Annotated in this window: 25 protein-coding genes; 22 read left to right on the top strand and 3 right to left on the bottom strand. The window is 61.7% G+C overall.

Features of this window, described 5'->3' with window-relative positions; all coding sequences use genetic code 11:
• Window positions 1-52: 52 nt before the first annotated feature.
• Window positions 53-772, bottom strand: a complete 720-nt coding sequence (locus tag ACTNA2_RS04430; RefSeq protein WP_441048707.1) for a GntR family transcriptional regulator — start codon at window positions 770-772, stop codon at window positions 53-55.
• A 340-nt stretch (window positions 773-1,112) separates the two neighbouring features.
• Between ACTNA2_RS04430 and ACTNA2_RS04425 the strand changes: the two genes are divergently transcribed.
• The 3 genes from ACTNA2_RS04425 to nhaA all read left to right on the top strand — a co-directional run bounded on the left by ACTNA2_RS04425 (window position 1,113) and on the right by nhaA (window position 4,778).
• Complete coding sequence (locus ACTNA2_RS04425; protein ID WP_427728539.1) at window positions 1,113-2,066, top strand: ROK family protein; 954 nt, start codon at window positions 1,113-1,115, stop codon at window positions 2,064-2,066.
• 166 nt (window positions 2,067-2,232) lie between these two features.
• The gene (locus ACTNA2_RS04420) at window positions 2,233-3,156 is read left to right on the top strand and encodes a manganese-dependent inorganic pyrophosphatase (protein ID WP_441016085.1); all 924 of its coding nucleotides are present in this window, start codon (window positions 2,233-2,235) and stop codon (window positions 3,154-3,156) included.
• Between the two features lie 263 nt (window positions 3,157-3,419).
• The gene (gene nhaA / locus ACTNA2_RS04415; protein ID WP_154515038.1) at window positions 3,420-4,778 is read left to right on the top strand and encodes a Na+/H+ antiporter NhaA; all 1,359 of its coding nucleotides are present in this window, start codon (window positions 3,420-3,422) and stop codon (window positions 4,776-4,778) included.
• 100 nt (window positions 4,779-4,878) lie between these two features.
• Here the strand turns inward: nhaA and ACTNA2_RS04410 are convergent, their stop codons facing one another.
• On the bottom strand, window positions 4,879-5,133 hold the full coding sequence (locus ACTNA2_RS04410; protein WP_154515036.1) for a hypothetical protein: 255 nt from the start codon (window positions 5,131-5,133) through the stop codon (window positions 4,879-4,881).
• Between the two features lie 158 nt (window positions 5,134-5,291).
• Here ACTNA2_RS04410 and ACTNA2_RS04405 point away from each other — a divergent pair, with 158 nt between their 5' ends.
• The 7 genes from ACTNA2_RS04405 to ACTNA2_RS04375 all read left to right on the top strand — a co-directional run bounded on the left by ACTNA2_RS04405 (window position 5,292) and on the right by ACTNA2_RS04375 (window position 12,229).
• Window positions 5,292-6,596 (top strand): aminotransferase class I/II-fold pyridoxal phosphate-dependent enzyme, encoded by a 1,305-nt coding sequence (locus ACTNA2_RS04405; protein ID WP_441048706.1) that lies wholly within the window; start codon window positions 5,292-5,294, stop codon window positions 6,594-6,596.
• A 66-nt stretch (window positions 6,597-6,662) separates the two neighbouring features.
• The gene (locus ACTNA2_RS04400) at window positions 6,663-6,977 is read left to right on the top strand and encodes an STAS domain-containing protein (RefSeq protein WP_154515032.1); all 315 of its coding nucleotides are present in this window, start codon (window positions 6,663-6,665) and stop codon (window positions 6,975-6,977) included.
• A gap of 153 nt (window positions 6,978-7,130) precedes the next feature.
• Window positions 7,131-7,703 carry a twin-arginine translocase TatA/TatE family subunit gene (locus ACTNA2_RS04395; protein WP_441048705.1) on the top strand — a complete coding sequence of 191 codons (573 nt, stop codon included), beginning with the start codon at window positions 7,131-7,133 and terminating at the stop codon, window positions 7,701-7,703.
• A complete protein-coding gene (gene tatC, locus ACTNA2_RS04390; RefSeq protein ID WP_427718932.1) occupies window positions 7,703-8,500 on the top strand; it encodes a twin-arginine translocase subunit TatC in 798 nt (265 codons plus the stop codon). The genes ACTNA2_RS04395 and tatC overlap by 1 nt, the downstream gene beginning before the upstream one ends.
• 6 nt (window positions 8,501-8,506) lie before the next feature.
• A complete protein-coding gene (hypA, locus tag ACTNA2_RS04385; RefSeq protein ID WP_152068469.1) occupies window positions 8,507-8,863 on the top strand; it encodes a hydrogenase maturation nickel metallochaperone HypA in 357 nt (118 codons plus the stop codon).
• A 54-nt stretch (window positions 8,864-8,917) separates the two neighbouring features.
• Window positions 8,918-9,601, top strand: a complete 684-nt coding sequence (hypB, locus tag ACTNA2_RS04380; protein ID WP_441048704.1) for a hydrogenase nickel incorporation protein HypB — start codon at window positions 8,918-8,920, stop codon at window positions 9,599-9,601.
• 54 nt (window positions 9,602-9,655) lie between these two features.
• Window positions 9,656-12,229 carry a DNA topoisomerase I gene (locus ACTNA2_RS04375; RefSeq protein ID WP_441048703.1) on the top strand — a complete coding sequence of 858 codons (2,574 nt, stop codon included), beginning with the start codon at window positions 9,656-9,658 and terminating at the stop codon, window positions 12,227-12,229.
• 144 nt (window positions 12,230-12,373) lie between these two features.
• Here ACTNA2_RS04375 and ACTNA2_RS04370 read toward each other — a convergent pair whose 3' ends face one another.
• Window positions 12,374-13,360 (bottom strand): zinc-ribbon domain-containing protein, encoded by a 987-nt coding sequence (locus ACTNA2_RS04370; RefSeq protein WP_441048702.1) that lies wholly within the window; start codon window positions 13,358-13,360, stop codon window positions 12,374-12,376.
• 296 nt (window positions 13,361-13,656) lie between these two features.
• Between ACTNA2_RS04370 and tmk the strand changes: the two genes are divergently transcribed.
• The 12 genes from tmk (at window position 13,657) to ACTNA2_RS04310 (ending at window position 26,226) form a co-directional block, all read left to right on the top strand.
• Complete coding sequence (gene tmk / locus ACTNA2_RS04365; RefSeq protein WP_427747986.1) at window positions 13,657-14,340, top strand: dTMP kinase; 684 nt, start codon at window positions 13,657-13,659, stop codon at window positions 14,338-14,340.
• Between the two features lies 1 nt (window position 14,341).
• Window positions 14,342-15,469, top strand: coding sequence for a DNA polymerase III subunit (locus ACTNA2_RS04360; RefSeq protein WP_441048701.1), 1,128 nt, complete (start codon window positions 14,342-14,344; stop codon window positions 15,467-15,469).
• Complete coding sequence (locus ACTNA2_RS04355; protein WP_427718946.1) at window positions 15,460-17,154, top strand: PSP1 domain-containing protein; 1,695 nt, start codon at window positions 15,460-15,462, stop codon at window positions 17,152-17,154. The genes ACTNA2_RS04360 and ACTNA2_RS04355 overlap by 10 nt, the downstream gene beginning before the upstream one ends.
• Before the next feature lie 150 nt (window positions 17,155-17,304).
• A complete protein-coding gene (locus ACTNA2_RS04350) occupies window positions 17,305-18,063 on the top strand; it encodes a ComF family protein (protein ID WP_441048700.1) in 759 nt (252 codons plus the stop codon).
• Window positions 18,064-18,667: 604 nt separating this feature from the next.
• Complete coding sequence (locus tag ACTNA2_RS04345) at window positions 18,668-19,660, top strand: substrate-binding periplasmic protein (protein ID WP_441048731.1); 993 nt, start codon at window positions 18,668-18,670, stop codon at window positions 19,658-19,660.
• 317 nt (window positions 19,661-19,977) lie between these two features.
• Window positions 19,978-20,562, top strand: a complete 585-nt coding sequence (gene hpf / locus ACTNA2_RS04340; RefSeq protein ID WP_055285508.1) for a ribosome hibernation-promoting factor, HPF/YfiA family — start codon at window positions 19,978-19,980, stop codon at window positions 20,560-20,562.
• A gap of 80 nt (window positions 20,563-20,642) precedes the next feature.
• On the top strand, window positions 20,643-21,596 hold the full coding sequence (locus ACTNA2_RS04335; RefSeq protein ID WP_441048699.1) for a DegV family protein: 954 nt from the start codon (window positions 20,643-20,645) through the stop codon (window positions 21,594-21,596).
• Window positions 21,597-21,694: 98 nt separating this feature from the next.
• A complete protein-coding gene (locus ACTNA2_RS04330; protein WP_427718955.1) occupies window positions 21,695-22,774 on the top strand; it encodes an NAD(P)-binding domain-containing protein in 1,080 nt (359 codons plus the stop codon).
• 5 nt (window positions 22,775-22,779) lie between these two features.
• Window positions 22,780-23,208, top strand: coding sequence for a hypothetical protein (locus ACTNA2_RS04325; protein ID WP_427728604.1), 429 nt, complete (start codon window positions 22,780-22,782; stop codon window positions 23,206-23,208).
• Between the two features lie 15 nt (window positions 23,209-23,223).
• The gene (locus ACTNA2_RS04320; protein WP_441048698.1) at window positions 23,224-23,922 is read left to right on the top strand and encodes a hypothetical protein; all 699 of its coding nucleotides are present in this window, start codon (window positions 23,224-23,226) and stop codon (window positions 23,920-23,922) included.
• Between the two features lie 6 nt (window positions 23,923-23,928).
• The gene (locus ACTNA2_RS04315; RefSeq protein ID WP_441048697.1) at window positions 23,929-25,014 is read left to right on the top strand and encodes an isocitrate/isopropylmalate dehydrogenase family protein; all 1,086 of its coding nucleotides are present in this window, start codon (window positions 23,929-23,931) and stop codon (window positions 25,012-25,014) included.
• A 126-nt stretch (window positions 25,015-25,140) separates the two neighbouring features.
• Complete coding sequence (locus tag ACTNA2_RS04310; protein ID WP_427728600.1) at window positions 25,141-26,226, top strand: hypothetical protein; 1,086 nt, start codon at window positions 25,141-25,143, stop codon at window positions 26,224-26,226.
• Window positions 26,227-26,272: the final 46 nt, after the last annotated feature.

Raw genomic sequence — 26,272 nt, 5'->3', positions numbered from 1 at the left:
CGCGGGCGTTGCACAAACAGCTCAAAACGAGCGCCCGCATGACTACAAAAACCTATACCAACGTTACGTTGTGCAACTCAAAGCGGTCGCCAACGTTGCGCGAGACCGAATACTCAAAGGCCGCGCCGCTGTCCAAAAAGCCAATCTGGTTGAGCTCGAGCAGGGGAGAGCCAGGTTTGGTGTCCAGGCGCTCGGCTTCTTCCTCGGTTGCTGCCACGGCGCGAATGGTACGGTGGAAGCTCGAGATCTTCAGCCCACATTGCTCGCGGACAAAGCGGTAGACCGATCCGTACAGGTCCTTCCTTTTAAGGCCCGGAATCAGCTCGAGGGGCATGTAGGTGTACTCGATAACGATGGGCTTCTCATCGGCCTGACGCACGCGCACGATGTGATAGGCGAAGTCATCCTCGGCAATTCCCAGCTGGGCTGCGATGTCCGCTGGTGGATTAACAATCGAGAAATCATAGACCACCGAGGTCACCTTCTCCCCGCGGTGCTCATACGAAAAGCCCTGGGCACGGTCGTTTTTGCCCTGGAAAAACGCTTGGCCGGGAAGCCCCGCCGTGTCCTTAACGTAGGTACCCGATCCACGACGGCTGGTAACAAGACCTTCCTCGGTGATTTGCTCGATAGCTCGTTTGACGGTGATTTTGGAAACGCTATAGAGCTCGCAGAACTCAACGACGGTGGGAAGCTTGTCGCCTGGTTTAAGAGCGTTATCCTCAATACTTCGACGAATATCTGCAGCTATCGCCTCGTATTTGGGAATCATGGGACCTCCTTTCCAACTTGATTGAGTATAAAAGAAAGTATACTCAACACCTAAGTATCCCTATTGAGTCATTGAAAAGTTCGATAGATATATTACTAAAAGTCGCTTTGCGCTAAAAATAAAAGCGCTCTAAATAAATATACATTCGAATAATGTCGTGTTGAGAAATCTAATCGGTCCGAGGACGGGGCCGAACCGATTTAGCACCCAGCGAAACGAATCCTGTATTCTGCATTTCCCCAGATAAAACCTACCAAAACAAACCTGTCCCTTTTTGGTAGGTTTTTGCCTTGGGAGCGGTACCATACAGACAATGTTTAAACGAGAAAGGCGGGCCCCTATGGAACCTAAGCAGTACTACATCGGCATCGACGTCGGCGGCACTTCGGTTAAGGAGGGCCTGTTCGACGGGGATGGCAACCTGCTTGCGAAGGTCAGCGTGCCCACGCCTCCCATCGTTGACGCTGCGGGCTTTGCCGCGGTGACCGAGGCTATCGACCAGGTGGTCGCCAAGGCACAGATTCCGCGCGCCTTTGTGGCGGGCATTGGCCTTGCTGTTCCGTGCCCCATTCCGGCAGCGGGCGATGCCAAGGTCAAGGCCAACATTGCCATTAACCTGCCCGAGTTGAAGATCGCCATTCAGGAGCACTGCCCCGATGCGGTCGTTAAGTACGAGAACGATGCCAACGCCGCTGCCATGGGCGAGGCTTGGCTCGGTTCTGCCAAGGACGTGCAGAATGTGGTGATGGTCACCATCGGTACCGGCGTGGGCGGCGGCGTTATCGTCAACGGCGATGTGGTGTCGGGTGTTGTGGGCGCTGGCGGCGAGATTGGCCATATGTGCCTGAATCCGGCTGAGGAGCGCACTTGCGGCTGCGGCGGCCATGGCCACCTGGAGCAGTATTCCAGCGCCACCGGCGTGGTGAGCAACTACCTTGCCGAGTGCAAGAAGGCGGGCGTCGAGCCCATCGAGCTCACCGGCCCCTCCGATTCCAAGGACGTGTTCCAAGCCTGCCGCGAGGGTGATAAGCTCGCGCTGGCCGCGGCCGATACCATGGCCGACTATCTCGGCCGTGCCCTGGCGCTTATTGCCAACGTGGTCGATCCCGAGATGTTCCTGATCGGCGGCGGCGCCTCCGCCTCGGCCGATGTCTACCTCGATAAGGTTCGCGAGTACTTCCAGCGCTACGCGCTCTCCGCCTCGCGCGAGACGCCCATTAAGGTTGCCTCGCTCGGAAACGACGCCGGCATCATCGGTTCTGCCTACGTAGCCCTGCGCGCTGCCGGTAAATAGCTGGTGCAAGGGGGCCAGGTTACTTTGCACCAACATGGTGCAAAAGGGACAGCCTTGGCCCCCATACCTGCCACAAAATATGCCGTGGCCCTTCCGTCCCCAAAGGCCAGCTGCCAGCGTGCTACCATAGCTACGTCTAATTACACATACCAAGTGGAGGATACCCATGGCAAACGTTCTTGTCTTTGGTCACCAGAACCCCGATAACGACGCCATCATGAGCGCCGTCGTTCTGTCTCAGCTGCTCAATCAGGTTGAGTATGCCGGCAACACCTATGAGGTCTGCGCTCTTGGTCAGCTTCCGGCAGAGTCCGCCAAGCTGCTCGCAGACGCCGGCATTGCCGAGCCCCGCATGATTGAGTCCGTCGAGGCCGGCCAGCTTGTCGTTCTCACCGACCACAACGAGTCCGCCCAGTCCGTCGCCGGCCTTAAGGACGCCACGGTCTTTGGCGTCGTTGACCATCACCGCATCGGCGACTTTGAGAGCGCCGGCCCGCTGCACTACATCTGCCTGCCCTGGGGTTCCAGCTGCACCATCGTCACTAAGCTCGCCGGCGTGCTCGGCGTTGAGCTTTCCGACGTTCAGGCCAAGCTGCTGCTCTCGGCCATGATGACCGACACGCTCATGCTCAAGAGCCCCACCACCACCGATGTCGACCGCGCCGTCGCCGCCAAGCTCGGCGAGCAGGTGGGCGTCGACCCGGTCAAGTTTGGCATGGAGGTCTTCCTCACCCGTCCGTCCGGCTCCTTCACCGCAGCCGAGATGGTCGGCAACGACATCAAGATGTTCGAGCCCGCCGGCAAGAAGCTGCTCATCGGCCAGTACGAGACCGTCGACAAGAGCCGTGCGCTCGGCATGATCGACGAGATCCGCGAGGCCATGCGCGCCTACGCCGCCGAGAAGGGTGCCGACGGCATCGTCCTGTGCATCACCGACATCATGGAGGAGGGCTCGCAGGTCCTGCTCGAGGGCGAGACCGAGGCCGCTCAGAAGGGCCTGGGCATTGCCGACGAGCACGACGGCGTCTGGATGCCGGGCGTCCTCTCCCGTAAGAAGCAGGTCGCTGCCCCCATCATGGCCGCCTGCTAGGTTTTGTAGCCTGCTACGACCGGACCGCGGACGCCCCGCGCTCCGGTCGTTTTTTGTGCGCGGGACCGCGTCCTCTATTGGACAGGGGCGCCCGTACCGTTGGGCAAATAATGTTCAACCTGTGGTTCCGCTTTTCGGCCACGCCTGCGTGCTTGTCGTGCAGGGTAGGCTAGATGCAAGCGTAATACGTTGGAGCGCGGTGCCGCCACTTGGGCGGGCCGTGCTTTTTTAAGACGGGAGCTTTCCCGTGAAAGGAGCCGCCCATGGCAGCAACTGAGCAGCTGTTCAACGTTCGTGAGCGCAAGCGCTTTGAACGTCATGACATCTGGGAGCGCATCGCCGAGAATGGCACGATTTCCGCCGCCGTCATGGTCATCGCCGCCATCGCCGCCGTTATCTGCGCCAACACCGATGTCTACGAGGCTATCCATCACTTTTTGGAGACCCCGCTGTATGTGGGTCTGGGCAACCTTACGGCTGGCCTCACCGTCGAGCTTTTCGTCAACGACTTTCTCATGGCGATCTTCTTTTTGTTGGTGGGCATTGAGCTTAAGTACGAGATGACGGTCGGCGAGCTCAAGAATCCGCGTCAGGCCATGCTTCCCATGCTGGCAGCCGTGGGCGGCGTCGTCGTTCCCGCCTGCATCTACCTGATCTTTAACCATGCCGGCGCCCGCAACGGTTGGGCCATCCCCATGGCAACCGATATTGCCTTTGCGCTGGGCGTGCTGTCGCTTTTGGGCAATCGCGTGCCCAACGGCGTGCGCGTGTTCTTCTCGACGCTCGCCATCGCCGACGACCTCATCTCCATCGCCGCCATCGCCATTTTCTACGGCCAGAGCCCCAGTCCGTTTTGGCTGGGTGCCGCTGCAGTTGTGACCTGCGCACTTGTGTGGCTCAACAAGACTCAGCATTATCGCCTTGCCCCGTACTCGGTGCTTGGTCTGCTGCTGTGGTTTTGCATGTTTAAGAGCGGCGTGCACGCCACGCTTGCCGGTGTCATCCTGGCCTTCACCATCCCGGCCAAGTGCGGTGTTAAGCTCGATAGCCTTACCGATTGGCTTGGCGAGTACCTGCCGTTGCTCGACGACCGTTACGACGACGAGGCGCACATCCTGGGCCAGCACGACTTTACCCTTTCGACTACCAAGGTCGAGCGTGTCATGCACCGTGTGACCCCGCCGCTCATCCGCATGGAGCGCCTGATCTCCACGCCGGTCAACTTTGTGATCCTGCCGATCTTTGCGTTTGTCAACGCGCAGGTTCGCCTTGTGGGCGTGGACATGAGCGTGCTGCTTACCGACCCGGTGACCCTCGGCGTGTACTTTGGCATGCTGCTGGGTAAGCCGATCGGTATCTTTGGCGTGACGTTTGCCCTGGTCAAGCTTAAGGCTTGCGAGCTGCCTCATAACGTTAACTGGCATATGATCGCCGGCGTGGGCATTTTGGGTGGCATCGGCTTTACCATGTCGATCCTCATCAGCGGCCTCGCCTTCCCGACGGCCCAGTTCGAGGTTCTGGCCGCCAAGGCCGCCATTCTTGCTGGTTCTGTTACCGCGGCCGTGCTGGGCATGATCTACATGAGCGTGGTCTGCAAGCACCCTTCGCCCAAGGACGAGTAGGAGCGCGAAAACCGGGGCCGGACATGCCCCGGATGCCCTCGTGTGAAAAAATGCCGTTTGTGAGCACTGTCACAAACGGCATTTCATTTATTTGCCATTTTTATTCCACGGTGCCGTAGACGGCGCCCCAGCCGTGGGCGGCAAGGGCCGAGTTAAGCTGGTCGCAAAGCGATTGGCGGTCGTAGTGGCCGGGCGGCAAAAGATTCACGATTTCCATGAGATCGGGCGCCAGGTCCAAGATCTCCGCCTGAACGATTAGATCCAGGCGGTCAATGGCCTTACGGTCATAAAACAAGCCGTCGACCAGACGCTGCAGGTCTCCGAACTCCTCGGCTTGAAAAGAGCCGTATTCCATACTGCCTCCTTGGATGTGCCATGCGGCTATACGGGTCATACGGTGGATATCGTAATTCATTGCGATGGACTTAATCTATCACGGCTTCATACCGTTGCGGCGGTAGCGGTCTATACTTAGACAAACTGCAACGTCCCGCTTTGCGAAAGGTCGCACCCATGCAGACGATCTACCAGAAGATGGAAACCACCGAACTCGATGCCGCCATCGAGGCGCTCAAAGCCGAGGTTGCCGAGGTCAAGGCCAAGGGCCTGGCGCTCGACATGGCGCGCGGCAAGCCGTCGCCCTCCCAGGTGGACATCTCGCGCCCCATGCTCGATATCCTCAATGCCGACGCCGATCTGCACGACGGTAACGTCGACTGCTCCAACTACGGCTGCTTTGAGGGCATCCCCTCGGCACGCAAGCTGGCGGGGGAGTTCCTGGGTTGCCCCGCCGATCAGACGCTCGTACTGGGTTCGTCGAGCCTTTTGATCGAGCACGATATCGCCGGTATGTTCTGGCGCTGCGGCTCGTGCGGCAGCGAGCCTTGGGAGGCTTATGAGGCCGCGCACGACGGTAAGAAGGTCAAGTTCCTGTGCCCGGTTCCCGGCTACGACCGTCATTTTGGCATCACCGCCGACCTGGGTATCGAGAACGTCCCCGTCGCGATGACCGGCAGCGGCCCCGACATGGACGAGGTAGAGCGCCTGGTTGCCACCGACGATTCCATCAAGGGCATCTGGTGCGTGCCCAAGTATTCCAACCCCACGGGCATCACCTTTAGCGAGGACACCGTGCGCCGCTTGGTCGAGATGCCCACGGCCGCGCCCGATTTTCGCATCTTTTGGGACAACGCCTACTGCGTGCACGACCTGTACGACGAGACCGACGAGCTCGCCAACATCTTCGATCTTGCCCGCGCGGCGGGTACCGAGGACCGCGTGGTGGCATTCGCCTCGACGTCCAAGATCACCTTCCCGGGCGCGGGCATCGGCTTTATCGGTGCGAGTCCCGCGGTCATCGCGGAGTTCTCCAAGCGCCTGAAGGCCGGTCTTATCAGCGCCGACAAGCTCAACCAGCTACGCCACGTGCGCTTCCTTCCCACCATCGAGGCGGTCAAGGAGCACATGAAAAAGCATGCCGAGTTCTTGCGTCCGCGCTTTGAGGCCGTCGAGTGCAAGCTCACTGAGGGCCTGGGCGATACGGGTTGCGCTACTTGGACGCATCCCCGCGGCGGCTACTTTGTGAGCTTTGATGGCCCCGAGGGCTCGGCCCAAAAGGTCGCCGCGCTTTGCGCCGACCTGGGTGTCAAGCTCACGCCGGCAGGTGCCACCTGGCCTTATGGCAAGGACCCGCGCGACACCAACATCCGCATCGCGCCGAGTTATCCCACGGTCGAGGACCTGGAGGCCGCACTCGACGTGCTGGTGCTGGCCGTCAAGCTCGTCGCTGCCGAGCTTGCTCGTGCCGAGCGCGCCTAACGCGTAGGGCCCCGCAAATCCGCGTCCAGTACTATCCGCACTCTCGATACGCAAAGGAGCGTATACATGGATTTGGGTATTTCCACCAACCCCACGCCGGAGCTCTACACCATCAGGGTGACCGGTGAGATTGATATCTCTAACGCCGACAGCTTGCGTAACGCCATCGACTTGGCGCTCGAGCAGCCCACCGAGGCCGTTGAGCTCGACTTTGCCCAGGTGAGCTATATCGACTCGACAGGTATTGGCGTACTTGTGGGCGCCGCGCACCACGCAGCCGATCACGACAAGCGGTTTGGCTGCGTCAACGTGCAGCCCCCGGTGATGCGCGTGGTTCAGTTGCTGGGTGTCGACCAGGAGATTTCAATTACGGCGGCATAAGCCCTGCCCCAAAAAGGGCGTGCCGTTTGGTATATGTTTGTGATGCGCTCGGATGTTTTGACGTCCGGGCGCTATACTTGACCGAATGAATAGACGAGTTCCGGCCGAATGGCGCGGTGCGGGCTCGACTCACATCGAGCCTTGGAGGTATGTGTGTTTGGTATTGGAGAGGGTGAGCTCGCGATCATCGTGGTCTTCGGCTTTTTGCTGTTTGGCCCGGATAAGCTCCCGCAGATGGGCCGCACGATCGGCCGTGCCATCCGTCAGTTCCGCGAGACGCAGGAAAAGATGACGGCTGTTGTTCAGTCCGAGATTATCGATCCGGTAAGCGAGGCCGCTTCGGCTCCGGTCAAGCCCAAGAAGGCTGCCGTCGATGACGATTCCGATGCGGACGAGGATGCCGTCGAGACGGCCGCGCCCGCAAAGAAGGAGACCTTTGCCGAGCGCCGTGCCCGCCTTGCCGCCGAGAAGGCCGCGAGTGAGGGTGCTGCCGAGGACGAAGGTGCTGCTGGTGAGGCTGAGGGCCCCGAGTCTGCCGCTGCCGCCGTCGAGCCCGAGCCTGCTGCAGAGCCGGAGCCCGAGCCCGAGCCGGCAGAGCCCACGACGGCTGACCTCTACGCCCGTCGTCCCCGCAAGCGCAAGGCCGTCGTCGACCAGCTCGCTCGCGAGCTCGAGGCCGAGGACGACGCCGCTGCCGCCCGTGCCCCGAAGGGAGGCGATGAGTAATGCCTATCGGACCTGCGCGCATGCCGCTCTTCGATCATCTGGGTGAGCTCCGTCGTCGCCTGACCATCGTGGTCGTGTCGGTCTTTGCCGCCGCCATCGTGCTGTATTTCGCCACGCCCGTGGTGCTCGACATCCTGGAAGACCCCATCCGCTCCTTTGTGCCGGACGGTAAGTTCTACATCACCACCACGCTCGGCGGCTTTGGTCTGCGCTTTTCGCTGGCCCTCAAGATGGCCGTTGTCATGTGCACGCCTATGATCATTTGGCAGATTCTGGCGTTTTTCCTGCCGGCGCTTCGCCCCAACGAGCGCAAGTGGGTTGTGCCCACGGTGCTCGCCTCGACGGTGCTGTTCTTCCTGGGCGCAATCTTTTGCTACTTCATCATCATCCCTGCGGGCTTTGAGTGGCTCATCGGCGAAACCTCGGCCGTCGCTACGGCGCTGCCCGATCTGGAGAACTACGTCAACATGGAGCTGCTCTTTATGATCGGCTTTGGTGTGGCGTTTGAGCTGCCGCTCATCATCTTCTACCTGTCTGTCTTCCATATCGTGTCCTATGCGGCCTTCCGCGGTGCCTGGCGTTACGTATACGTTGGCCTGCTTGCGGGCTCGGCTGTGATTACGCCCGACGGCTCGCCCGTTACACTGGGTCTCATGTATGGCGCCCTGCTCTCGCTCTACGAGATTTCGCTCGCCATCGCCCGCGTGGTCATTACCGCGCGCGATGGCAAGGAAGGCTTGTTTGTGAGCCGTCTGGATCTGTTCTCGAACGACGACGAGGACGACGACGAGGAGTAAATCCGTATGCACGAGGTTGGCATTGTCAACGGCATACTCGATACAGTGATTCGCGCGGCGCGTGGGGCGGGGGCCTCGCGCGCTGTTTTGGTAACGCTGCGCATTGGGGATATGACCGAAGTTGTGCGTGAGGCACTCGACTTTGCGTGGGAGACGTTTCGCGACGAGGACATGCTCACGCGCGGCTGCGAGCTTGCCGTGGAGGAAGTCCATCCACAAAGCGAGTGCCTGGACTGCCGCGAGGTCTTTGAGCACGACCGCTTCCATTGCCGCTGTCCTCAGTGTGGCGGCACCAACGTGCGCCTGCTGCACGGACGCGAGCTCGACATCGCCAGCATCGAGATCGAAACCCCCGACAATTAACCAGCCTGCCATTTGGGGACGGGGTATAAATGGTAGAAGTAAGGAGTGCCGAGTATGGCCGAGAAAACTATTGATATCGCATCGCCAATTCTGTCGCGCAATGAGCGCCTGGCAGATCAGCTGCGTCAGCGATTCAAAGAGACAGGCACCTATGTGATCAATGTGCTGTCGAGTCCCGGCTCTGGTAAGACCACCACGATTCTGGGCACCAACGAGCGCCTGCGCGACAAAGCCGGCCTGCGCTGTGCCGTCATCGAGGGCGATATCGCCTCGGATGTCGACGCCATCACCATGAAGGAAGCCGGCATGCCCGCCATTCAGATCAACACGGGCGGTCTGTGCCACCTCGAGGGCAACATGATCATGAAGGCCGTTGACGCGTTCGACCAGGCAGTGGGCCTTCAAAACATCGATGTTATCTTTATCGAAAACGTGGGCAATCTGGTCTGTCCGGTCGACTTTGACCTGGGCGAGAACCTGTCCATCATGATTCTCTCGGTGCCCGAGGGCGACGACAAGCCCATTAAGTACCCGGGCATCTTCCAGCACGCTGGCGCACAGCTGCTCAACAAGGTTGATGTGGCCCCGGCTTTCGATTTTGACATGGATAGGTATACTAAGACACTCGATGACCTCAATCCGCAGGCGCCGCGGTTTGCCGTGAGCGCACGCAAGGGCGAGGGCATGGATGCCTGGTGCGATTGGCTCATCGGGCAGATCGAACAAACAAGGGCGTAAGTCGGCCGTCGTACGTGCGGGCGCAGCCGCAGACACACGAGATAGGAGCCTCTTTTGAAGCTCATCATCGCCGAGAAAAACGACGCCGCGCGTCAGATCGCCGAGCGTCTTTCCACGGGCAAGCCCAAAAAGGACAAGGTGTACAACACCGCCATCTACCGTTTTGAGTGGAAGGGCGAGGAGTGCGTGACAATCGGCCTTGCCGGTCACATCCTTGCGCCCGATTTTTGCGACAGCGTGCTGTTCGATAAAAAGCTGGGTTGGTATTCGGTCACCGAGGACGGCGAGATGCTGCCGGCCGACATACCCGATGGCCTGGCGCGTCCGCCCTATGACACCAAGCGCAAACCGTTCCTTGCCGACGGTATCTCCATCAAAGGCTGGAAGCTCGAGAGCCTGCCCTACCTTACCTGGGCGCCCGTTATCAAGCTGCCGGCCGAGAAAGAACTCATTCGCTCGCTCAAGAACCTTGCCAAGAAGTCCGACAGCGTCATCATCGCCACGGACTTCGATCGCGAGGGCGAGCTGATTGGTTCGGACGCCCTCAACAAGGTGCGCGAGGTTGCGCCCGACTTGCCGGTTGCCCGCGCCCAGTATTCTTCGTTTACCAAGGCCGAGATCACGCAGGCCTTTGATAACCTCGTCTCGCTCGACCAGAACCTGGCCGATGCCGGCGAGAGTCGTCAGCACATCGACCTCATTTGGGGTGCGGTGCTCACGCGCTACCTGACGCTCGCCAAGTTTGGCGGCTTTGGCAACGTGCGTTCTGCCGGCCGCGTGCAGACCCCGACGCTCGCCTTGGTGGTCGAGCGCGAGCGCGAGCGCATGGCGTTTGTGCCCGAGGACTACTGGCAAATCCGCGGCATGGCTGCCGCGCAGGCTGCTGCCGAGGACGACCGCTTTAAGATCGCGCACAAGACGGCGCGTTTTACCGACAAGGATGCTGCCGAGATGGCGTACGGCCATGTCGACGGCGTTGCGACGGCAACCGTTGCCGCGGTGACCAAGCGCTCGCGCAAGCAGCAGCCGCCCACGCCGTTTGCGACCACCTCGCTGCAGGCTGCCGCTGCGGCCGAGGGCATCTCGCCCGCACGCACCATGCGCATCGCCGAGTCCCTCTACATGGCGGGTCTTATCAGCTATCCGCGCGTCGATAACACCGTGTACCCTGCGACGCTCGATCTGGGCGCCGTGGTGAGCGATCTGGCAAAGATCAACCCGGCGCTGGCGCCCGTATGCAAAAAGGTGCTCGCCGGTCCCATGAAGCCCACGCGCGGCAAGGTCGAGACCACCGACCACCCGCCTATCTACCCCACGGGCGAGGGCGATCCGTCCACGCTCGACGGCGGCCAGCGCAAGCTCTACGACCTCATCGCCCGTCGCTTCCTGGCGACGCTTATGGGCCCCGCCACCATCGAGAACACCAAGCTCGAGCTCGACGTGAACGGCGAGCCGTTCGTGGCTTCGGGCGACGTGCTCGTGACCCCGGGTTTCCGCGAGGTATACCCGTACGGACTCAAGCGCGACGAGCAGATGCCGCCGCTGGAGCAGGGCGACACGGTCGACGTATTCGACATTAAGCTCGAGGCCAAGCAGACCGAGCCGCCCGCGCGCTACAGCCAGGGCAAGCTCGTGCAGGAGATGGAGAAGCGCGGCCTGGGTACCAAGTCCACGCGCGCGAGCATTATCGAGCGCCTGTACGCCGTGCGCTACCTCAAAAACGATCCCGTTGAGCCGAGCCAGCTGGGCATCGCCATCATCGACGCGCTGACGCAGTTTGCCCCGCGCATCACGAGCCCCGATATGACCAGCGAGCTCGACGGCGACATGACCCGCGTGGAGCGCGGCGAGGACACCGAAGAGCATGTCGTGACGCACTCGCGCGCGCTGCTGGCCGGCGTGCTCGACGAGCTGCTCAAGCACACGCAGGAGCTGGGCGACGCCATTAGCGACGCCGTCACGGCCGATGCGCGCGTGGGCGCCTGCCCCAAGTGCGGCAAGGATCTGGTCATGAAGACGAGCGCCAAGACCCGCGGCAGCTTTATCGGCTGCATGGGCTGGCCCGACTGCGACGTGACCTATCCGGTGCCGAGCGGCGTCAAGGTGAGCCCGCTCGAGGGCGAGGCCGCCGTGTGTCCCGAATGCGGCGCACCGCGCATTAAGTGTCAGCCGTTCCGCCAGAAGGCTTTCGAGATCTGCGTGAACCCCACGTGTCCCACCAATTACGAGCCCGACCTTAAGGTGGGCGAGTGCAAGGTGTGCGCCGAGGCCGGACGCCATGGCGACCTGATTGCGCACAAGAGCGAGAAGAGCGGCAAGCGCTTTATCCGCTGCACCAACTACGATGACTGCGGCGTGAGCTATCCGCTGCCGGCGCGTGGCAAACTCGAGGCGACGGGCGAGACCTGTCCCGAGTGCGGCGCTCCCATCGTGGTGGTCAACACGGCGCGCGGTCCGTGGCGCATCTGCGTCAACATGGGCTGCCCGACCAAGGAAAAGAAGCCCGCCCGCGGCCGCAAGACCACGACCAAGGCGAGTACGGCGAAGAAGACCACGGCGAAAAAGACGACTGCCAAGAAGGCTGCCGCGAAAAAGACGACCACAAAGAAGGCGGCCGCCAGCAAGTAGCGGCGCAGCCGAAACATTGCCCAAAACAAAAACGGGCGAGGGTCCCATGATCCTCGCCCGTTTTTTGTTCGGCAGTTGGGGACGTTCCTTTTCTGCCGGCAGTTTAGGAACGTCCCTAACTGCCAGCTCGGGAACGACAAAACGCTAGTTCACCTCGACGGGTTTGGCGCTGGGATAGCGGTCCTCAAAGTCCAAGCGATACTTGTTGCTGCTGGTTCCCGGCTCGTTGTCGCGTGCCAGCGGCGCCACGATTTCGTCCTTATGGTCCGAGGGCTTTGCGTACTTTAGGCTGATCTCCCAGGCATCGCAGATCGCGTCGATGCGGTGATCAAGGTCGTCATACAGGGCAATGATGTCTTTCCAGGAGTTGTAGTTCTTGGAGCTCATGGGGACGTCCAGGTCCTCGACGATATCGTAATACTGCTCGATGGTCTCCTCCGTGCGCTCGGCGACGTCGGCGAGATTTTGGCGGGTGGTGCGATCTTCTTCCAGATAGCTACCATTGAAGGCCTGCGCGCAGGCGCGGACCTGGCTATCGAGGTCCTCGAGCAGGTCGTAGTATTCGCTCAGGCGACGGTAGAGGTTCTGCTCGGAGAGGGTTGCTTCGCCGCCAGCCTCGTCCTCGTCGTCATCGTCATCGTCGTAAAGGCTATTGGGGTCGCCGAGAGACTTGAGGTCATCATCGTCAACATCGTGGTGCAGCTTGGTAACCTCGGCAGTCGTCTGCGTGGCGGAGTTGTCGAACGGTTTGATCACAAAGAAGATGACCAGGGCGATGATGATTGCCACCAGCGCAACGATAACGGCGACAAGCGCCCCGGTGCCGCTCTTTTTGGGAGCGGGGGTCTGTGGCGAAGCAGGCGCGTATGCGGGAGCCGGCTGCTGTTGGGGCGAGCCGCTCGCGACGGGTATGCACTGCGTGGTCTCGACGGCCGCGGGGCTTGCGGCGGGGTCGGGGCGATAAGCGAGGGGATCGTCCGCCTTGGCTTGCGGCGTATCAAGGGGCCCGGTCTGCTCAAAAGCGGGCTGGCTATCGCTCGCGGCTGTTTGCTCAACGGGTGCACCGCACGAGGTGCAGAACTTGGCATTATCTGCAAGAAGCTTGCCGCACGAGGCGCAATACCGAGACATTGCCACTCCTTTCGCCACATTTCAATGCCATACGACGATTATACCAAGCATCCAAAATTCCCCATCATAAGTTGCGGTGAAATAGGGACTGTTTGGCGGTCTTAGAGGTTCAGTCAGTCCCTATTTCACCGCAACTTTGGAAAGGCGCCTTTAGTCATTGGGGACGTTCTTAAACGACCAGTCAATTAAGAACGTCCCCAATGACTAGGTTGGATTTGGGGTGCGCCTGCCCCTGGGGTATCATGATTTGGTTGATATATCTGCATTTACGCGCCTTGTAGGAAGGGACTGCGCCCATGGCTTTTGAGCCCGCTCAACATAGCTTTATCACGCTCGAGGGCGTCGATGGTGCCGGTAAGTCCACGCAGGCGCGCCTGCTGGCCCGTGCGCTCGAGCTCGCTGGCTACCAGGTCGTGACCCTGCGTGAGCCGGGTGGTACCGCCATTAGTGAAAAGATCCGTGCCCTGCTGCTCGACCCCGCCAATACGGCGATGGGGGATACCTGCGAGCTGCTGCTCTACGAGGCCGCACGTGCCCAGCTGGTGCACGAGGTCATAGCTCCCGCCCTTGCGGCCGGCAAGGTGGTCCTGTGTGACCGCTTCTATGATTCCACGACCTGCTACCAGGCGTTTGCCGACGGCCTCGATCGCCAGATGGTACGCGACGCCAACAACCTTGCTGTCGCGGGGACGCACCCGGCGCTCACGCTCGTCTATCACATCACGCCCGAGCAGGCGGCGCTGCGCATGTCCGCCCGTGGTGCGGTCGACCGCATGGAGGCCAAGGGCATGGCGTTCCAGGAGCGCGTTTACCAGGGATTTAGTGCCATTGCCGCCGAGGAACCAGATCGCGTGAAGCTCATCGACGCCACCGCTTCCATCGAGGACGTCTTCGCGCAGACGGTCGAGCAGGTTCGTGCGTACGGTCTCGACATTTCCCAGGACGCCGTCACCGCCACGCTTGCCCAGGAGGCCGAGTAACATGGCCCCCGCTCAGACAAGCCTGCTGGCCAAGCTCGACACCCAAGAGCGCGTACGCGATTTTTTGACCAACGCCGTCGCCAGCGGCCGCGCATCGCACGCCTACCTGTTTTTGGGCGCTCCCGGTGCCGGCAAGCTCGATGCCGCCTGGGCGCTCGCCCAAGCCTTCCTGTGCGAGCAGGACGGCTGCGGCTCATGCGATAGCTGTGTGCGTGTCGCCCGCCATACGCACCCCGACGTGCACTATTACACGCCCGAGAGCGCTACGGGCTACCTCATCGCCCAGACCCGCGAGCTGCTCGACGACGTGCCGCTGGCGCCCATCCGTGCCAAGGCCAAGGTCTACATCATCGACCGTGCCGAGCAGCTGCGCGCCAACACCGCCAACGCACTGCTCAAGACGCTCGAGGAGCCGCCCGAGGGCGTTATGTTTATCTTGCTGGGCACCTCGGCAGACGTGATGTTGCCCACCATCGTGAGCCGCTGCCAGTGCGTGCCGTTTCGGCTGGTGTCGCCCGCCGTGGCCACGAAGGCCGTGAGCCGCGCGACGGGCCAGGATCTCGCACGCTGTCGCATGGCGGTCGCCGTGGCGGGGAGCCCCACGCGCGGCATCGAGTTCCTTAAGAGCGCCGAGCGCCAGGATGCTCGCCGCCAGATGATCCGCGCCATCGATTCGCTCATCGCCGCCGACGAGGCCGATGTACTCAGCCGCGCCAAGTCGCTCATCGTCGCCGTTAAGGCTCCGCTCGCCGAGGTCAAGTCCACGCAGGAAAAGGTGCTCGAGCAAAACGCCGATTATCTGTCGCGTGGAGCATTGAAGCAGCTTGAGGACCGCAACAAGCGCGAACTCAATGCGCGCGAGCGTTCGGGTATCATGGAAGCGCTGGCGAGCGCGCGGACGCTCATGCGCGACGTGCTGCTGACGCTTCAGGATGAGGCGGCAGACATTGTGAACGAGGATGTGCGCGACACGATCGGGCGGCTTGCCGCCGCGACGAATGTTGCGGGTGCCACCCGGGCGCTCGAGGCGGTCGCGACCGCCGAGCGCAACATTGCCAGAAACGTTACTCCCCAGCTGGCCATCGAGGTCATGCTGTTCGATATCAGGAAGGCACTGAAATGCCGTTAGTCGTACCCGTTAAGTTTACCTACGCCTCGCGCGACCTGTGGTTTGACCCGCAGGATCTGGATATCCTCGAGGCCGATTATGCCATTTGCTCCACCGAGCGCGGAACCGAGATCGGCCTGGTCACGGCCGATCCCTTCGAGGTGCCGCAAGACGAGATCGGTCAGCCGCTCAAGCCCGTGCTGCGTGTGGCGAGCGATATCGACCTGCAGCTTGCCGACGACCTGGCCATCCAGGGCGATGAGGCCATGGTCGATTTCCGCCGTCTGGTCAAAGATCTCGACCTCGAGATGAAGCCGGTGGGTGTCGAATACCTGTTTGGCGGCGAGAAAGCCGTGTTCTACTTTGCGGCCGAGGAGCGCGTCGATTTTCGTCAGCTCGTCAAGGACCTATCCTCGACGCTGCACATTCGCGTTGACATGCGCCAGATTGGCGTGCGCGACGAGACTCGCTTGGTGGGCGGCTATGCCCAATGCGGACAGGAGCTCTGCTGCACGCGCTTTGGCGGACAGTTTGAGCCCGTCTCGATTCGCATGGCAAAAGAGCAGGACCTGCCGCTCAATTCGTCTAAGATCAGCGGCGTGTGCGGCCGCCTGATGTGCTGCCTGCGCTATGAGTTCGAGGCGTACAAGGACTTTAAGAGCCGTGCGCCCAAAAAGAAGACGCTCATCGATACGCCGCTCGGCAAGGCGCGTATCCAGGAATATGACACGCCGCGTGAGCAGCTGGTGCTGCGCCTGGAGAACGGTAAAGTCTTTAAGGTCAACTTGGCCGATATGACGTGCTCGGAGGGCTGCAAAAAGAAGGCCGCCGAGCAGGGCTGCAGCTGCCGCCCCGACTGCGTGACGCGCGATGTGCTCGAGCGTATCGAGTCGCCCGAGATGCGCCTGGCGCTCATGGAGCTCGATCGCGAGAACGGCGTCGACGTGGGCGATGGCCTGTCGAGTGCCGACCGTCTGGCCGGCACGTCGATGCCCAAGCGCCGTCGTCGCGATGCCGAATCCGATGCTTGTGCCGGTCAGGGCCAGGGCGAGGGTCGTGGCCGCGGAAAGGGCCGCGGCAAGGCCGAGGCTTCCGAGGCCGAGGAGGCGGCCGGCGGCCGTCGTCGCCGCAAGCGCGCGGCGTCCGTCGACAACGGCGAGACCGCGGGCAAGAACGCCTCTCGCGAGCGCGAGGCTCAGCAGCCCCAGCAGCAAAACCGCGGCGGCGGCATGAACCCCACGCGCCGTCGTCGCCGCCACCTGTCGAGCGAGGAGCGCGAGGACGCCTTCCGCGCCGCAGCCGCTCGCGAGGCCGGTGCCGCTCCCAAGGGCGCCTCGGCCTCCGACGCGCCTGCCGACAAGGCTGGCAGGCCACGTGGCGAGGAGGAGCGCGCGCCGCGTCCGCGCCGTCGCCATTCCTCGGGCACGCAGCAGAAACCCTCGGTTCCTTCTGTGGCCGATCAGGTTTCGGATGGTGAAGTCAAGGTCACGCGCCGTCGCCCCGGCGATGGCGGAGGAGCTGCCGCCAAGGCTTCGCGCGGCGGTGCTCGCGACGAGCGCGAACCGCGTGAGGATCGCAGTGGCGAGGGTTCGGCCGACCAGAGTCAGAAGCGCCGCCGCCGTCGCCGTTCCCGCAAGCCGCGCCAGGATGGTGGCGAAGGCTCGACCCACACCTCGTCCGCACCGCAACCGCCTGCCGGCGAATAGCGCCCGCAAGCGGATTCGACTTGTCTGACCCCAAGTGCAACGGGGTATCATGGCACTGAATCGACAGCCCTCCCTTCGCCCAAGCGTAGGGAGGGTTTTGTCATAAATAACTATCTGAATGGTTTGAGCCGCTTACGGAGTGCCGGCATCTTGCCGTTAGCGGATGAATTGCTACCGTTTGCCGAGCGCGCGGCGCATGAGGCACTCGAGGTTCTTTCGCCCACGCGATGCGCCGGTTGCGAGCGTGCCGGTGCGCTTATTTGTCGGGAGTGCCTGGCGTCGCTCACGCTTGTCGATCCGCGCCACAGCTGCACGAGGTGTGGCGCTCCGTTTGGAGACCTGCTGTGTACCGAGTGCTCGGTCGAGGGTGCGTCTTCGGCGGTGGCTAAGGCCCTCGATCGCTGCCTGGCGTGCGCTGTCTATGCACATCCGTTGCCGCGCATCATCAAGGCATACAAGGATGCGGGCGAGCGCCGTCTGGCACCGTATCTGGCAGAGCTGCTCTACGACACCGCCTTGCATGCCCAGGTAGCAGCCCCCGACCGTTACGGCGGCGTGCTGTCCGGTGTCGACGCGGTGGTATTTGTTCCCGCGACTGCGGCGGCGTTTCGGCGGCGTGGATTTGATCACATGGAAGCAATCGCTCGCTCGTTTTGCGATCTTTCGGGCGTGCCATTGCTGGACGCCTTGGTCAAATACGGTCATGGCGACCAGCGCGAACTCGGTCGCGCCGAGCGCCGGGAACATGCCCGGGACATGTACGAGACGGTCGAGGATGTACGTGGCTGTCGTCTGCTGCTCATCGACGATGTCATTACCACGGGCGCAACAATGGCAGCGGCCTCGGCGGAGCTTAAGCGCGCCGGCGCCAAAGCCGTCGATGGCCTCGCTATCGCACGCGTTTGGTAGGGGTGGTTTTGTGGCAGTGAAGATTGCGCGGCGCGTCGAGCCGACAGGCGAGCAACTGGCAGCCTCTGTAATCCTGACCGGCGCCTCGGCGCTACACATGATGCGCGCCGAGCGCCGGCAAATGGGTCACATCAGTTGGAGGGACTTCCGTCCCGATGAAGAGCGCCGTGTGCTGCCCGCCTCGACCTGCGAAATCTGTACTCGCGGTGCGAATGACGACCTAACCTTAAACTTTAGCTTGAACTTAGTTATAATGCGCTACGTTCCCGCCAGGCTGTGGTTGCGGACGGGCAATGCGCCCATCCAAGTCCAAGACAGACGCGGTCAAAGGGATCCACGTAAGCGACCGCGTGCGCGCGGCGCGATCATGGCGCGTCCTAGATGTAAGCCGTACCGTCCGTTCTACTTTCTTTGGGGCAATACCGCCTCGCGGGCGAGCGGGCCAGTCGTGAAGGTGGCTGCGGCCTCCCGAGCAAACGCCCCGGTGCGCAAGTGTGGGGTCAAATACCAGGTCAGCTGGTGGGAACAACCCGATATTCCGTGCAGGGCACGGATCGTATACGACACAGAAGGCAGGGTAGCGGACATGGTGAGGGGCAGCTTGATGCATGCAGCTCGGTTGGGTGCTGGGACCGCGGCGGTCATTGCCGTTTTGGGCCTGAGTGGATGCGCGTTCAATCCACTGTCCACGTTCACGACGCCCACGATCGACCAGATCGAGCGCGAGACCGTTACCCCCACGCTATCGGACGATGCCCTGGTCACGCCGGGAACCCTGACGGTCGCCCTCGATACTTCCGATGCCCCGCAAGCCATGCAGGATGCCGACGGAAACCTGACGGGCTATGCGGTCGATGCCGCTCGTGCCCTCGCATGCCGCATGGGTCTCAAGGTCGCCTTTGTCGATGCGTCCTCGGCCGATTCCGCGCTCAGCGATAAAAAGGCCGATATCTTCATTGGCGACGTCAGCTCTACGGACGGCGATATCAGCTCGCTTGGCACCTGTCTGTACGACGCCCCCGCCGTATTCGGCAAGAGCAGTGACGGCGAGTCGCCGAGCGTTTCCACCGAAACGCTTAACACCGCTACTCTGGGCGTTCAGACCTTCTCGGCCTCGCAGGAAGCGCTCGCCAAGCAGGGCATCACAGCCAACCAAAAGACCTTCTCCAACATCAACGAGTGCTTCGAGGCACTCGAGTCGGGCGAGGTCGATTACGTGATCTGTGATTCCACGGCCGGTGGTTACCTCGCGCGCCTGATGAGCCAGATCTCCTGTGTCGGCACGCTCGAGACGCCCTCCACGCTTGGCGTCGCAGGCCTTAGCTCTAACGATGAGCTGTGCCGTGCCGTGAGCGATGCCCTCGACGACATCACGGTCGACGGCACGCTCGAGGCGGTCCACTGCGTCTGGTACGGCCAAATGCCCTATGACCTTACCGCCAAGACTGTTTCGGGGGCCAATGTGCAGGCATCCGAATCTACGTCCAACGAGACCGAGTCCTCCGATGGCGACACCTCCGATAACAACGGCGACAGCCCGTCGTCTAGCCAGGAGGGCGCCATCACCGACGATGACATCAACAAGCTCAATAGCTAGTTATTGGTAGGGGTGGCGCCTGCCATACATTGAACGCGGCGCTTCTTCACGGTTTCAACACGCATGGCCGGGTCTCCCCCATAGGGGAGCCCGGCTTTTCAATTTTGATAAAACCAGCAGCTCAAGGGCAATTTCCAGGAGAAAAACCAACTCCGCCGACGCCCTCATATAGCGCACTTTGCCGCGGAAAAGTGCGAGACTTCGGTATGCGGTATCAAGCAGTCGTTATTCGGGCCTTTGGGAATTCGGGTGATTAAATGCACGGCAATGGGTACATAGCCAGTACAGTAAGTCCCCGAGGCAGATTGGAGCCACGTATGGATATCAAGGTTTCTGGACGCAAGACGACGGTAACCGATGCTCTGCGTGCGCATGTGGACGAGAAGATCGGCGAGGCGCTCAAGGTTTTCGATATCGAGCCCATGACAGTCGACGTCGTGCTTCGTTATGAGAAGAACCCCTCGAACCCCAACCCGGCAATCGTCGAGGTCACGGTTCGTGCCCGCGGCTCTGTGATTCGCGTCGCCGAGCACGGCGCAGATATGTATGCCGCCATCGATCTCTCCGCCGATAAGGTCACCCGCCAGCTGCGCAAGTTCAAGACCAAGGTTGTGGACAACCGCCAGGGCGGTGCCAGCGCCGCGGATGTCGCACCGGTCGAGCGCGTCGAGGATCTGGCCGACCTGCTGCTGCCCGAGGAGGACGACGACCTGCTCGTCCGCGAGAAGGTCATCGATGTCACCCCGATGACTGAGGAGCAGGCGCTGGTGCAGACCGATCTGCTCGGCCACGACTTCTACGTGTTCGAGAACGCGACGACTGGCCTCATCAATGTGGTGTATCACCGTAAGAATGGTGGATATGGCATCATCAAGCCCCGCATCGAAACACTTGACGAGTAAAATACGTTAACTTGCATGAGTTAACGGTTGGCGGCCATCCCATGCGGGTGGCCGCCTTTTTTACGTAAGGAGTCGCTTTGATGGACAAGGCCGCATCCGCCGGTCATTCGGACCGTTGCCGTATCGTCGTCGATACCTGCTGCGACTTTAACCCCGAGGTCGCCGCGAACCTCGATGTCGATATCTTGGGCTTCCCTTTCATTATCGATGGCGAGGAGCGCACGGACGACATCTGGTCGAGCATGAGCCCTAAGGAGTTCTACGACCGTATGCGCGCCGGTGCCCGCGTGTCCACCTCGGCTGTGTCGCTCGGTCGCTATATCGAGTTCTTTACCGAGTGCGCCAAAGAGGGCACGCCCACGGTTTACCTGTGCTTTACCTCGGCGCTGTCGTCGAGCTACAACTCCGCGTGCCAGGCGGCAGATGCCGTGCGCGCCGAGTATCCCAACTTTGAGCTCTACGTGGTCGACAACGCTCTGCCCTGCGCGACCGGCGAGCTCCTGGCGCTTGAGGCCGTGCGCCAGCGTTCGGCGGGACTGACTGCCAAGCAGCTGGTCGATTGGGCAAACGAGGCCAAGACCTACGTGCACGGCTACTTTACGCTCGAGAGCTTCGATGCGCTGGCTGCCGGCGGCCGCATTCCGCCCGCGGCGGCGCAGCTCACGGCAAAGCTCGACGTCAAGCCCGAGCTCTCCTACGACCTTGCCGGCTCGCTGTCGCTGATCGGCGTCAACCGCGGCCGCAAGAAGGCGCTCAAGTCCATCCTCAAGTCGTTCCGCGAGAACTACGTGCCCGATCGCACCATGCCCATCGCCATCATGACGGCCGATGCCGAAAAGGACGGTGACTGGCTCGAAACCGCCATCCGCAAGGAGGAGGGCTGCGCCGACGTCACGATCATTCGCAGCTCCGTGGGCCCCACCATCGGCTCGCACGTGGGCCCCGGCATGGTGGCCTGCGCGTTTTGGGGCAAGAACCGCACCGACAAGGCGTCGCTTTCCGACCGCATCGCCCGCCGCGTGCGCGGCCAGTAGACAAGCGCTGCGTCCGTAATCGCCCTCGACTCACAGCCCAAACGCTGGCAACGAGTATTCAACCTGGTAATAACACCCAACCCAAAAGGAAAGGTTTCATGGCAAACAAGCTCTCTGTCGCATTTATCGGCACCGGAATCATGGGTGCCCCTATCGCCGGCCACATTCTGGACGCTGGCTATCCCGTCACGGTCAACAACCGCACCAAGTCCAAGGCTGCAGCGCTTGTTGAGCGCGGTGCCGTCTGGGCCGATACGCCGGCAGATGCCGCGGCGAACGCCGACGTCGTCTTTACCATGGTGGGCTATCCCTCCGAGGTCGAGGAGCTCTACCTGGCGGGCGACGGTCTGCTCGCGTGCACTAAGCCCGGTGCGGTCCTGATCGACCTCACCACGAGCTCGCCCGAGCTGGCGCGCGACATTGCCGAGGCCGCCCAGGTTTCCGGCCGCATGGCGTTTGACTGCCCCGTCACCGGCGGCGAGTCGGGTGCTATCGCCGGCACGCTTACGGCTATCGTGGGCGCTACCGAGAACGACATTGCCCCGGTCCGCGATATCCTTTCCACCTTTGCGGCAACCATCTGCTGCTTCGATGGCGCCGGCAAGGGCCAGGCTGCCAAGCTCGCCAACCAGGTGTCGCTGGGCGCCTGCATGGTCGGCATGGCCGATGCGTTGGCGTTTGCCGAGCTGAGCGGCCTTGATATGGAGAAGACCCGTCAGATGATCCTGGGCGGCACCGGCAAGTCCGGTGCCATGGAGAGCCTGGCGCCCAAGGCGCTCGACGGCGACTACAAGCCCGGTTTTATGGTGGAGCACTTCATCAAGGACCTGCGCTTGGCGCTCGCCTATGCCGACGACCGCGAGCTTGCGCTGCCCGGCGCCGACGTGGCCTTTACGCTCTATGACATGCTCGACGCCATCGGTGGTGCCAAGCTGGGTACCCAGGCCATCAATGTCCTCTATAAGGAGGAGGCCGACGCCATTGCCGCCGGTCTGGACTGGTCGCAGTATCGTCCCGAGGAGCATGGTGCTCACGAGGAAGGCTGTGGTTGCGGCGAGCATGGCGACGACCACGAGTGCGGTTGTGGCCACCACCATGGCGAGGACCACGAGTGCTGCGGCGGCCACGGCCATGACGACGGCCACGAGTGCTGCTGCGGCCACCATCACGAGGAGTAGCGCCCATGAGCTGGACGTTCGTGGTGCTTGCACTAGTGCTCTTTCTCTTTGCGATCTACATTGGCTTTTTGTGCGGCCAGTGGGCGTGCGAAAAGCGCGTCGTCACCAAGCGCGACTACTGGATTGCCAACTTTGCAGGAGCGGCGGCAGTCGTCCTGCTGACCTGGGTGTTCTCGCTGTTCCCGCTGGTGCAGTTTGCGCCGATCGGCTGGCTTGGCGGCTTTATCGCCGGTCTTAAGATGAGCTTTGGCGAGTCCGTTGGTCCGTGGCGCAAGCACGATGAGGTCTTTAACGTCAACCAGGCTCACCGCGCCGCCGCCGACGCAGGAGACGCCGAGGAGCGCCGCCGCGCGCGTCGCAATGGCGCGGCTGACCGACAGCTCATCTCGGTCACCGATGACAGCAAGGGTGCTGGCAGGCACACTAAGAAATAGTAAGAAGAGGTAACTATGGCAGAAAACAAAGACGAACAGCTCACCGACGAGGAGCTGGCACAGCTTCAGCTGGCAGAGGAGAACGAGAACACCGTCGACCGCTTGGTCCAGGAGCTCGGCTGCCCCACGCGCCGTATCCGCCAGTTTGCCGCCCGCGTGCTGCACCTGCTTGCCGAGCGCGACCCGCAGCGCGTCGTGCCCTGCGTGCCCGCGCTGATCGAGGCGCTCGACCGGCCCGAGGCTCAGACTCGCTGGGAGGCCCTCGATGCCCTGGCGGCGCTTGCCACCACCTGCCCCGACCAGCTGGGTGATGCCTTTGAGGGCGTCGAGACCGCACTGTTTGACGAGATTTCCTCCACGCTGCGCTATGCCGCCTTCCGCCTGCTGTGCGTGTGGGGTGCCACGAGCGTCGAGCGTTCGCGCGAGGCTTGGCCCATCCTGGACGAGGCCATCCAGTGCTACCACGGTGACCTCGAGTATCGCGATATGCTCGGCTGCCTGTACGAGTTTGGCAAAGGCGAGATCGATGCCGAGATCGCCGAGAAGCTTGCGCTGCGCCTTAAGTTCGATGCCGAGAACGGCAAGGGCAGCTATCTCAAGGCCCGTTCGAGCGAGATTTGCGAAATGCTTGTTAAACGTTTTGGCCTGGATCTCTCCAAAAAGAAGAAGCGTGCTAGCGTTAAAAAATCTGACGACGCCGAAGACGAGGAGTAACAGATTATGGCGCACGATGTAGTCCTGATTCCCGGTGACGGTATCGGTCCCGAGATTACGCAGGCCATGCGCCGCGTGGTCGAGGCCGCCGGTGTCCAGATCAATTGGAACGTCCAGGAGGCCGGTGCCGGCGTCATGGACGAGTTTGGCACGCCGCTGCCCCAGCATGTGCTCGATGCCGTCGCCCAGACCAAAGTTGCCATCAAGGGCCCCATCACCACGCCGGTCGGTACGGGGTTCCGCAGCGTCAACGTTGCCCTGCGTAAGTACTTCGACCTGTACGCCTGCGTGCGCCCCTGCCTGTCGCAACCGGGCGATGGCTCGCGCTTCCGCGGTGTCGACCTGGTTATCGTGCGCGAGAACACCGAGGACCTCTACGCTGGTATTGAGTTCGACGAGGGCGCTGCCGAGGTCGAGGAGCTCTCACAGCTTGTCGAGCGCTCGGGTCAGAAAACCTTCGCCGCGGATTCCGCCATCTCGATCAAGCCCATCTCCATCGCCAAGAGCCGCCGTATTGTGGAGTACGCCTTTGAGTATGCTCGCCGCTGCGGCCGCAAAAAGGTGACGGCCGTGCATAAGGCCAACATCATGAAGGCGACTGACGGCCTGTTCCTGCGCGTGGCTCGCGAGGTGGCTGCCAACTATCCCGATATCGAGTTCAACGACAAGATCGTCGACGCCACCTGCATGGGTCTGGTTCAGAACCCCAACGACTTCGATGTTCTGGTCCTGCCCAATTTGTATGGCGACATTGTCAGCGACTTGTGCGCCGGTCTTGTAGGCGGCCTTGGCATGGCCCCCGGCTCCAATATCGGAGCCGACTGTGCCATCTTTGAGGCCACGCATGGCTCCGCGCCCGATATCGCTGGTCAGGATATCGCTAATCCCACGGCCGAGATTCTGTCTGCGGCTATGATGCTCGATCACCTGGGCGAGAACGACGCTGCCAATCGTATTCGCGCCGCCGTATCTGCCACGCTCGACGAGGGCGAGCAGGTTACCGGTGACGTGCGTCGTGCCCAGACCGGCTCCATTGAGGGCGCCGTGGGCACGCAGGCCTTTGCCGATGCCGTTATCGCGCATCTTGCCTAAGGGGATACGGCTTCAAACGCCTAAACGGTACTTATACGTTTGCGGATAACCTGAGAATGAATACGCCCGGCGCTCTGTCGGGCGTATTCTATTGAGGACTATGTTTCTTAACAAGGAGTAACTGATATGGGTCTGATTCAAAAGAAGGACGAAAAGGACGAGATCGACGGCATCCAGATCATCGAGCGCGGCGAAGGCCCCGACGGTGACGAGGACGAGAAGATCGACCTGGTCGCCGGTACGTCTGCCGAGCACATTGCTGCCGGCACGACCGCCGAGGAGGAGGACGCCCGCCTGGAGGCTCAGATTGCCGCGGATGCCGCCGACGAGAACCTCATGCCTGAGGAGCAGGACGAGGACGATGACTCCGACGTGGACGACAGCGCATCCAAGCACAAGAAGACGATGATTGCCGCCTTTGTGGTCGCCATCGTGATCGCTGCTGTGGTCGGCTTCTTTATCGGCAACGGTGGTTTTGGCGGCAAGGGCGTCGGCTCGGCGACCCTCACCGAGGACCAGCTCGATTCGACCGTGGCAAGCTACAGCTACAACGGCAAGAAGAGCGACATCACCGCGCGCGAGGCCATCGAGAGCCAGTACAGCCTTGATACCGTCAAGGATAGCGATGGCAACTACACCGCTCCCTCTGCCGACGTTATCCTGTCCTACGTGCGCAACAAGATCCTGCTCGACGCCGCCGAGGACGAGGGCATCACCGTCTCTTCTAAGGAGATGAAGAAGTACGCCGAGGATTCTATTGGCACTTCGGACTACAAGACCATGGCCACGCAGTATGGCGTGTCCAAGGACCAGGCCAAGCAGATCGTCCGCCAGTCCGCAACGCTGCAGAAGCTCTACAAGAAGAAGGTGGGCGATAGCTCCGCAAGCATGCCGATCGCTCCGACCGAGCCTTCTGACGGCAACGAGGACACCGCGAGCAAGGACTACGCCGATTACATCATCAACCTTGCCGGTGACGAGTGGGATAGCAAGAAGGGCACCTGGAAGGACGCCGATAGCACCTACGCTAAGGCTTTTGCCGACGATGCCTTTACGGCCGATAGCGCTACCTATAAGCAGGCCATGACCGCCTATTACACCGCCTACCAGCAGTACTCTTCGCAGGCTTCGAGCGCCAGCTCCAAGTGGACCGAGTACGCCAACGGCCTCTACGCCAAGGCCAATATCAGCATCTACGGCCTGTTTGCGTAGGGTTTGCCTGAGCCTTCGAGTACGAAGCCGAAATATCTGATGAAGC

It is taken from the genome of Collinsella sp. HCP28S3_E9, assembly GCF_052065455.1.
Classification (GTDB): Bacteria; Actinomycetota; Coriobacteriia; order Coriobacteriales; family Coriobacteriaceae; genus Collinsella.
This window is presented reverse-complemented; position numbering and strand designations above follow the sequence as displayed.